This is a genomic window from Aminobacter sp. P4_H6_2 (assembly GCF_056400805.1).
The window spans coordinates 1-7,779 of the sequence record NZ_JBFUKO010000235.1; the positions used below are offsets into that span (position 1 = coordinate 1).

Consider the following 7,779-nt stretch of genomic DNA (forward strand, 5'->3'; position numbering starts at 1 on the left):
GGGTGTCCACTGATGGGCACCGGCCGGGCTCTTGGTCAGTTCCCACTCGTAGCCAAGCAGGTTCCAGAAGAAGTTGCCGCTCCATTTCGTCGGCGTCGTGGTCCAGGTGACTTCCAGGCCGCTGCCGATCGTGTCGCCGCCCTTGCCGGTGCCGAAGCTGCTCTTCCAGCCTAGGCCCTGCAGCTCGATGTCGGCAGCTTCAGGTTCGGGGCCGACAAGCGAGGCATCGCCGGCGCCATGGGTCTTGCCGAAGGTGTGTCCGCCGGCGATGAGCGCAACTGTCTCCTCGTCGTTCATCGCCATGCGGGCAAAAGTCTCGCGGATGTCGCGCGCCGAGGCGAGCGGATCGGGCGTGCCGTTTGGCCCTTCCGGGTTCACATAGATGAGCCCCATCTGGACGGCGGCAAGCGGGTTGGCGAGGTCGCGGTCGCCGCTGTAGCGCTCGTCGGCCAGCCATTTGCCTTCGGAGCCCCAGTAGATGTCTTCTTCGGGCTCCCAGACATCCGCACGTCCGCCGGCGAAGCCGAAGGTCTTGAAGCCCATCGATTCCAAGGCGACATTGCCGGCGAGGATCATCAGGTCGGCCCAGGAGATCTTGCGGCCGTACTTCTGCTTGACCGGCCACAACAGCCGGCGCGCCTTGTCGAGGTTGACGTTATCCGGCCAGCTGTTGAGCGGCGCAAAGCGCTGCTGTCCGGCGCCAGCACCGCCGCGGCCGTCGCCGATGCGATAGGTGCCGGCGGCATGCCACGCCATGCGGACGAATAGCGGTCCGTAATGGCCGAAATCGGCTGGCCACCAATCCTGCGAGTCCGTCATCAGGGCAGTGAGGTCCTGGATCACGGCGTTCAGGTCGAGGCTTTCGAATTCCTTCGCGTAGTCAAACGCTTCGCCCATTGGGTCGGAGAGATTGGAGTGCTGGTGGAGGACCTTGAGGTCCAGCTGGTTCGGCCACCAATCGCGATTGGCCCTGCCGGCGGTCGTGTGCGCGACCGGGCATTTGCCCACGCTGTTTTCGTCAGTCTTCGTGTCCATGTTCATCTCCGAACGTATTTTGTGTCGTTGTGATTGCGCTTGATCGGCCAGCTTCGCGGTGTGCCGGCAGCTCTACAGCCCGACCGGACCGCGCCCGCTGGCAGCGAACAAATGCTGGTTGTCTGGCGCACCCGCGCTGGTGGTCGTCGTCGGTTTTGTCATGGCTCGCGCCTCCCTCTTGGCTTCGGTCCCGGCAGCGGAAAGGAGCGCCGTCTTATTGGAACCATTCCAGTCTAGGAGCAGATTTTGATAAAGCCAAATTGCCTTTTCTGACGATCTTGATAACCTAAGATTATGATACGCCTGACAATCCGACAGATGGAATATTTCGCAGCGCTGGCCCAGACGCTGCATTTTGGCCGCGCCGCCGAGTTTGCCGGTGTCAGCCAGCCAGCGCTTTCAGCGCAGATCGCAGAGATGGAAGAGCGTCTTGGGTGCACGCTGTTCGAACGTGGCGGCAAGGCGGTGCGCCTGACCGAAGATGCGCTGGACCTGCAGCCGCGCATCGAGAACATCCTGGCCGAAATCCGCGAGGTCGAAACGACTGCCCGGCGCGGCAGGCTGGCGATGGAAGGGAGACTGCGCCTGGGCATCATCCCGACGGTGGCGCCTTACCTTTTGCCGCATATCCTGCCGGCGCTGAAGCGCGAGTATCCCAATCTCAGGCTGGAACTGCGCGAAGCGATCACCGGATCACTGGCAGAGGACGCGCTGAACGGCCGTATCGACGCTTTCGTCGCCGCCCTGCCACTCGATTATCCCGGCCTGATGGCGCAGGAGCTGTTTTCAGACCGCTTTTATCTGGCGGTACCCGCAGATGACCCGGATTTCGCTTCGCCGCCGGTGCCGCCGGAAAGCCCGGCATTGGAACGGCTGATGCTACTGGAAGAAGGCCATTGCCTGCGCGAACAGGCGCTGGCGGTCTGCGGCAGCGTCAAGCCGGTGGCAATGGCCAGCTATGGCGCGACCAGCCTGACCACTCTGCTGCAGATGGTGGCGCATGGGTTGGGCGTGACGCTGATACCGGAGATGGCGGCGGGACCCGCTCACGATCAGCGCGATCTGAAAATCGTGCCCTTCGCCGAACCCGTGCCGGAGCGCCGAATCTGCCTTGCCTGGCGCCGCAACAGCCCCAGGCACAATGAATGCATCGAGCTTGCGCGGATTATCCGCGAACTGCAGCCGCTATTGCGGCATTGAACTCGGACAACACCGCCTCATCGGCCGCGCTGCGGGCTTTGCGTGACTGCACCAAGCACGCCTGCGACCGCAGGATGACGCCGTCCGACAGGATTTTCAGATGATTGGCGCGCAGCGTCGAACCGGTCGAGGTGATGTCTACGATGATGTCGGCCGAGCCGGCAGCGGGAGCACCTTCGGTGGCGCCCAGGCTCTCGACGATGCGGTAGACTTGGATGCCATGCATCTGGGAGAAAAATTGCTGGGTCAGCCGCCAGTATTTGGTGGCGATGCGCAGGCGCCGGCCGTGGCGCTGGCGGAAATCGGCAGCGACATCGTCGAGATCAGCCATGGTGTCGACATCGAGCCAGATGTCAGGCACGGCAACGACGACATCGGCATGGCCGAAGCCGAGGCGGGCTGCGATCTCGGCCTTGCTTTCCCAATCGGCGAGGTTTTCGCGGATCAGGTCTTCGCCCGTGATGCCGAGGTCGACATTGCCCTGGCCGATCTCACCAGAGATTTCGGAGGCCGACAGGAAGGCGATCTCGATATCCGCCCTGCCCTCGATCGAGGCGCGGTAACGGCGGTCGTCGTCGGGCAACGTAACAGCGAAGCCAGCCTTGGCCAGCACCTCAAGCGCCTGCTCCTTGAGCCTGCCCTTGGAAGGGAGCGCAATYGATATCGCCATCAGTTGCCTCCCCTCAGGGCTTCGATACGGTCGAGCCAGACGGAGAAGCCGACACCGGGAATGGGCTTTGCCGCGCCGAGCAGCGTCAGTAGCCGGTCATAGCGACCGCCACCGGCCAGCGGGCGCTCGGCGTCGGGACCGGAAATCTCGAAGACGAGGCCGGTATAGTAGTCGAGCGGGCGACCGAAGGCTGCGTCATAGCGAACGGATTGGGCGCCGAGGCCGTGGCCGGAGACAGCTTTGGCGCGAGCAGCGAAATTCTCCAACGCCGCACCGAGCGAGAGCCCAGCACCAGCGGCGAATTCCTTGAGTGCCGCAGGTGCCTCGTCGAGCGCCACGTCGATGGCAAGGAAGCGCTCAAGCGCCTCGAAGGCATCGCTAGAAAGACGTACGCTGCGCAGCTCAGCTTTTTCGATGAGCCGGCGGGCGATGTCGTTGGGCGTGCGGCCAGCCGACGGCGACAGGCCCGCCTGTTCCATGCCAGTGGCGATGTGCGCGGCAAGGGCCTCGCGATCGCCGTCCGCCACCAGCGAAGCAACCGGTTCGCTCAAAGCGGAGGTCCGCGTGGGTGCTGCGAGATCGCCAAGTGCCGCAGCCAAAAGCTCAGCCGAGCCAAAGGCGCGAGCAAGGCGCATGCGCCAGCCGCGCGGCAGACCGAGAGCCGCCAGCACCGCCTCGAAGATAGCCTGGTCGCCAAGCGTGACTGTGAGATCGTGGCCGGGCAGGCACAGCGACAAAAGCGCAAACGCATCGGCCACCGAACGCGCGTCGGCCACCGCCGTGTCGGCGTCGCCCAGATCCTCGACGCCAGCCTGGAAAAACTCGTTGCCGCCCTCGCGGCGCTGACGGAACACCTCGCCGAGATAAGAATATCGGCGCGGCGTGCCGGACTGCGTGTGGATGTGGTCGAGGCAGACCGGAATGGTGAATTCCGGTCGCAGGCACAGCGACGCGCCCGTCTCGCTTTCGGTCAGGAAAATGCGGCGTCGCAAATCCTCGCCGGCCATGTCGAGGAACGGATCGGCCGGCTGCAGCACCGGCACGTCGACGGCGTCGGCCCCGCGCGCCGCGAAGAGCTTCAGGATATCGGACGCGATGGCCGGATAACGCGCGTTCATGGCCGATGAAACTCCACGTAGGTGGGGCTATGCCCCTCACCCTCACCCCGTAAACGGGGCGAGGGAGGCGCCAGCGTTGCGGCCAATCCCCTTCGCCCCGTTCTACGGGGAGAAGGTCCCGGCAGGGGGATGAGGGGCAGTGCAGACCGCTGCGTGCATTCACTAGCCACGGCTGCGCTCTTCCGCCTGCGCGGCCAGGATCTTCTTCACTTCGGCAACGAGGTCGGCTTCCGGCACGGTGATCTGTGCTGGGCGCGCTGCGCGCCATTCGGCGTTGTCGGTGATCTCGGCCGACAAGCGCGCGCCCTCGATCAGGTCCTTGATCTGGATTTCACCCCGGGCGCGCTCATCGCCGCCCTGGATGATGACCACAGGCGAGCCGCGGCGGTCGGCATATTTGATCTGCGCCTTCATGCCGGCGCCACCGAGATACATTTCGGCACGAATTTTTGCCGCGCGCAGCTCGGCGACCATCTTCTGATAGCGGCCGAGACTTTCGGTGTCCTTGTCCATGACCAGCACCACAACCGGCGCTATGACGTCAGATGTATCGAGCTTGCCGAGGTTCTTCAGCGCCGTCATCAGGCGTGACACGCCGATGGAAAAGCCGGTGGCCGGCACCGGCTCGCCACGGAAGCGCGAAACCAGGCCATCGTAACGGCCACCGCCACCCACCGAGCCGAAGCGCACAACCTGGCCGTCGTCATTGGGGATTTCAGCCAGAAGCTCGGCCTCGTAGACAGGACCGGTGTAATATTCGAGGCCACGTACGACCGAGGGATCGATCTTGATGCGGCCATCGTCATAGCCTGCCGCTGCAACCAGCGAGCCGATCTGCGCCAGTTCATCGACACCTTCGGTGCCACGAACATTGCCGGAAACGATGGCCTTGAGGTTCTGGGTCGTGGTGTCGGAATCGGCAGCACCGGCTTCAGTGAAGGCGATAACGGTGTTAATCGCCGCCTCGTCCAGGCCGGCACCCTTGGTGAAGTCGCCCTCACCTTCCGTGCCGCCGTCCCAGCGCCCCTTGCCGAGCAGGAGCCTGACGCCTTCGGGGCCGAACTTGTCGAGCTTGTCGATGGCGCGCAGCACAGTCAGCCGGCGGTTGGCGTTCTCGTCGCCGCCGAGGCCGATCGCCTCAAGCACGCCGTCGAGGACCTTGCGGTTGTTGACTCGGATGACATAGTCGCCCCGCTTGATGCCCAAAGCTTCCATGACGTCGGCCATCATCATGGTCATCTCGGCATCGGCCGCGACACCCGGTGTGCCGATGGTGTCGGCATCGAACTGCATGAACTGGCGGAAACGGCCGGGACCGGGCTTTTCGTTGCGGAACACCCAGCCAGAGCGGTAGCTGCGATAGGGCTTGGGCAGCTTTTCATAGTTTTCGGCGACGAAACGCGCTGTGGGCGCGGTCAGGTCATAGCGCAGCGACAGCCACTGCTCGTCATCGTCCTGGAAAGAAAAGACGCCCTCATTGGGACGGTCCTGGTCGGGCAGGAATTTTCCGAGCGCGTCGGTGTATTCGATCAGCGGCTGCTCGACCGGCTCGAAGCCGTAAAGCTCGTAGACCTCGCGGATCGCGACCATCATCTTCTCGACGGCGCGGATGTCGTCCGCGCTGCGGTCAACGAAGCCGCGCGGCAGCCGCGCTTTCATCTTTTCCGATTTGTCGGCCATGGTCGAATTCCGCACTTTTTCCAGAAATTTTGGCCGCTGATACGGCGCGGCGTGTCGTAACCGAAATGGGATGGAGCGGCAAGCGTTTGGCACGATGAGCGGCCTGCAGAGCCGAAACAAAGCCGATAACCAACCGACATCGTGCCGATACAGCCGCATCCGATAAGCCGCTCCATCCGAAATATGGAACGACGGGAATGCCAAGGGCCGCTGAATTCGACAAGGCTCCGGCGCCGCCGGAAAAACTGGGAGCCAAGCCGACGAAGGCCTCGGTTGGCGAAGCGCTGCTGACCTGTGTCCTTGTGCTTTATCCTGCATTGGCGACGGTAGCCACGATCGCTGCCGGCTTGTTGTTTTCAGGCATGGGCGCCTGAACGTCTGAGAGAAAGCACTGCCGATGCCACGAATGACCGCATCGCTCGCCACCTCGGGCCTGAGTGCGCTTGCTGCCTGCATGATGACAAGCGGCGCGGCCCAGGCCTGCACGCCGGGCAATCCAAAGCTTGCCGGCCATTATTATCTCAACGGCGTCATGGAAGTCGGCTCGGAATTGCTACTGCGGCCAGACGGCAGCTTTGAATTCATGCTCGCCTATGGCGCCAACGACCAGTACGGCAAGGGCTGCTGGGTGCAGCGGGGTTCCTCGGTGGAGATCATTCCCGCCGGGCGGCGTGCCGCCTCCCGCACCCATACGCCCGACGACCGCGGCTTCGACGGGCTGGTGCTGACGATTTCCGGCAAGGCGCTTGTCTGGAACATCGCCGGTAGCGGGCACAAAGGACGTTTCGAGAAGTGATGGCTCTTGCTCGGCCGCTTGTGGACGCATCGGCCGATCATTTCGCTGGGCGGATCGAGCAATAGCCCGAGCGTCCCGGACGCCCTCATCCAGCTGCCTAATTCAGACGCCTTGAACGTCACGGCATTGGAGTCGGTAGGGCTAGTGCACAGCGGCCCACTTCATCCCGGCCGCTTGAAGGCCTTGCGCTCGGCTTCGATCTTGCCCCGGCACATGCAGCCTTCGATGTGGTCGTTGACCAGTCCCATCGCCTGCATGAAGGCATAGACTGTGGTTGGCCCGACAAAGCTCCAGCCGCGCTTCTTCAGTTCTTTCGAAATCCGCGTCGAGGTCGGCGTCGTCGGATTGGCGATCAGCGTGGGATAGTCGACAACCACAGGCCGCTCGTCCGCGCCGGGTTCGAAGTTCCAGAACCAGGCGGCGAGCGAGCCGGCCTCATCAGCCAATTCCCGGGCGCGCCTGGCATTGTTGATGGTCGACACGATCTTGCCGCGATGGCGCACGATGCCGGGGTTGCCGAGCAGGCGCTCGATGTCGGTCTCGCCATATTCGGCGACACGGTCGAAGTCGAAGCCGGAAAACGCCTCGCGGAAATTATCACGCTTGCGCAGAATCGTCAGCCACGACAAGCCGGACTGGAAGCCTTCGAGGCAGATCTTTTCGAACAGCCTGATATCGTTCGTGACGGGGCGGCCCCACTCATTGTCGTGGTAATGCAGGTAGTCCGGCAGCGCGCCCGGCCAGAAGCAGCGCGTTGCTCCATCCGCGCCCAGCATCAGGCCTGTCTTTTTCTCTTCCATCACAAATCCGTTCGTTAACAGCGCAGTGCATGACCCCGAAAATCGATTCCGATTTTCGGAAAGGATCATGCGCCGACTCAAAGTGTTGCAGCGTCCTTTGCGCGTCCAATAGGACGCGCGGCGCTGCAATGATTTACCCGTGCTTTACCAGACTCCTGAACCGGTCGGTAACCACACCAAAAGGTTTCCAGACAATCTCGCATTTTAAGCAACCCGATTCACGTTTCGGTGGGTAGGCACAGACAACATGATCTCGAATCGGGGGACGGGTTGTGCCCTGCCCCCGCGGCGACGATCGAGTTGAGAGTGCGTCCATGAGAAAACCTCTGATCCTGTTGGCATCGGCCGCCATGCTGGCCGAACTGGTTTCGCCCGCAATGGCCTATGACCGCTACGCCGAGCGCCCGCCTGTGGTGGTGAGCCCCGACCTTTCAGCCCCTTGGGTGCTGCAGCTCGGGCGCAACCCGAACGAAATTGCGC

Annotated in this window: 8 protein-coding genes and 1 pseudogene; 4 read left to right on the forward strand and 5 right to left on the reverse strand. The window is 63.2% G+C overall.

The window, feature by feature from the left end; translation table 11 throughout:
* Nucleotides 1-1,035 (reverse strand): peroxidase family protein (locus AC1DUU_RS17090; protein ID WP_476784601.1); only part of this gene is annotated, 1,035 nt, incomplete at its 3' end.
* A 294-nt stretch (nt 1,036-1,329) separates the two neighbouring features.
* On the opposite strand from AC1DUU_RS17090, the gene AC1DUU_RS17095 reads away from it, so the two are divergent.
* Nucleotides 1,330-2,235, forward strand: a complete 906-nt coding sequence (locus AC1DUU_RS17095; RefSeq protein ID WP_476784602.1) for a hydrogen peroxide-inducible genes activator — start codon at nt 1,330-1,332, stop codon at nt 2,233-2,235.
* Here the strand turns inward: AC1DUU_RS17095 and hisG are convergent.
* The 3 genes from hisG to hisS all read right to left on the reverse strand — a co-directional run bounded on the left by hisG (nt 2,201) and on the right by hisS (nt 5,703).
* Nucleotides 2,201-2,905 carry an ATP phosphoribosyltransferase gene (hisG, locus tag AC1DUU_RS17100; RefSeq protein WP_476784603.1) on the reverse strand — a complete coding sequence of 235 codons (705 nt, stop codon included), beginning with the start codon at nt 2,903-2,905 and terminating at the stop codon, nt 2,201-2,203. The two genes, AC1DUU_RS17095 and hisG, sit on opposite strands and share 35 nt — an antisense overlap.
* The gene (locus tag AC1DUU_RS17105; RefSeq protein ID WP_476784604.1) at nt 2,905-4,023 is read right to left on the reverse strand and encodes an ATP phosphoribosyltransferase regulatory subunit; all 1,119 of its coding nucleotides are present in this window, start codon (nt 4,021-4,023) and stop codon (nt 2,905-2,907) included. The genes hisG and AC1DUU_RS17105 overlap by 1 nt, the downstream gene beginning before the upstream one ends.
* Before the next feature lie 162 nt (nt 4,024-4,185).
* Entirely contained in the window at nt 4,186-5,703 is a 1,518-nt protein-coding gene (hisS, locus tag AC1DUU_RS17110) for a histidine--tRNA ligase (protein ID WP_476784605.1), read from the reverse strand.
* A 197-nt stretch (nt 5,704-5,900) separates the two neighbouring features.
* Between hisS and AC1DUU_RS17115 the strand changes: the two genes are divergently transcribed.
* Nucleotides 5,901-6,077 (forward strand): hypothetical protein, encoded by a 177-nt coding sequence (locus AC1DUU_RS17115; protein ID WP_476784606.1) that lies wholly within the window; start codon nt 5,901-5,903, stop codon nt 6,075-6,077.
* Nucleotides 6,078-6,109: 32 nt separating this feature from the next.
* Nucleotides 6,110-6,499, forward strand: a complete 390-nt coding sequence (locus AC1DUU_RS17120) for a hypothetical protein (protein ID WP_476784607.1) — start codon at nt 6,110-6,112, stop codon at nt 6,497-6,499.
* Between the two features lie 161 nt (nt 6,500-6,660).
* Here the strand turns inward: AC1DUU_RS17120 and AC1DUU_RS17125 are convergent, their stop codons facing one another.
* Nucleotides 6,661-7,299 carry a DNA-3-methyladenine glycosylase I gene (locus AC1DUU_RS17125; RefSeq protein WP_476784608.1) on the reverse strand — a complete coding sequence of 213 codons (639 nt, stop codon included), beginning with the start codon at nt 7,297-7,299 and terminating at the stop codon, nt 6,661-6,663.
* 314 nt (nt 7,300-7,613) lie between these two features.
* Between AC1DUU_RS17125 and AC1DUU_RS17130 the strand changes: the two are divergent.
* A pseudogene (locus tag AC1DUU_RS17130) lies at nt 7,614-7,779 on the forward strand (L,D-transpeptidase); the annotation flags it as partial.

Bases quoted from the DNA above. Each gene is read 5' to 3' on its own strand.
- AC1DUU_RS17095 (WP_476784602.1), top strand. From the start codon at position 1,330: ATGATACGCCTGACAATCCGACAGATGGAATATTTCGCAGCGCTGGCC.
- AC1DUU_RS17120 (WP_476784607.1), top strand. From the start codon at position 6,110: ATGACCGCATCGCTCGCCACCTCGGGCCTGAGTGCGCTTGCTGCCTGC.
- hisS (WP_476784605.1), bottom strand. From the start codon at position 5,703: ATGGCCGACAAATCGGAAAAGATGAAAGCGCGGCTGCCGCGCGGCTTC.
- AC1DUU_RS17125 (WP_476784608.1), bottom strand. From the start codon at position 7,299: ATGGAAGAGAAAAAGACAGGCCTGATGCTGGGCGCGGATGGAGCAACG.
- AC1DUU_RS17105 (WP_476784604.1), bottom strand. From the start codon at position 4,023: ATGAACGCGCGTTATCCGGCCATCGCGTCCGATATCCTGAAGCTCTTC.
- AC1DUU_RS17115 (WP_476784606.1), top strand. From the start codon at position 5,901: ATGCCAAGGGCCGCTGAATTCGACAAGGCTCCGGCGCCGCCGGAAAAA.